Here is a 275-nt window from a genome sequence, read left to right as displayed (position 1 = left end):
CCGGTAAGTTGTGCTCAAGTGCGAGCTCTTTGACTTCACTGGCTTTTAATTTTTTACCACGACCTGCCGGGCGGTCTGGCTGGCTATACACACCCACTATTTGGTGTTCGCTTTGTATCAGCGCTTGTAAATGACGTGCGGCAAAGTCCGGCGTACCGGCAAATATAATGCGTAATGGTTGAGTCACTGAGTTTTCCTAAGGTGCTTGTTACGGTGCTTATTACTATTCTGCAAATTTGGCTTCTTTTTCAAGCTTTTTACGAATACGTTGGCGC

At 46.2% G+C, this 275-nt stretch carries 1 protein-coding gene; it reads right to left on the bottom strand.

Going from position 1 to position 275, the window contains the following annotated elements:
* Positions 1-187 (bottom strand): formyltransferase family protein (locus AAEY79_RS14785; protein ID WP_352289108.1); only part of this gene is annotated, 187 nt, incomplete at its 3' end.
* Between the last annotated feature and the right edge of the window lie 88 nt (positions 188-275).

The sequence above is a fragment of the Psychrobacter sp. GW64-MNA-CIBAN-0177 genome (genome assembly GCF_040309585.1).
Taxonomy (GTDB): Bacteria; Pseudomonadota; Gammaproteobacteria; order Pseudomonadales; family Moraxellaceae; genus Psychrobacter; species Psychrobacter okhotskensis.
This window is presented reverse-complemented; position numbering and strand designations above follow the sequence as displayed.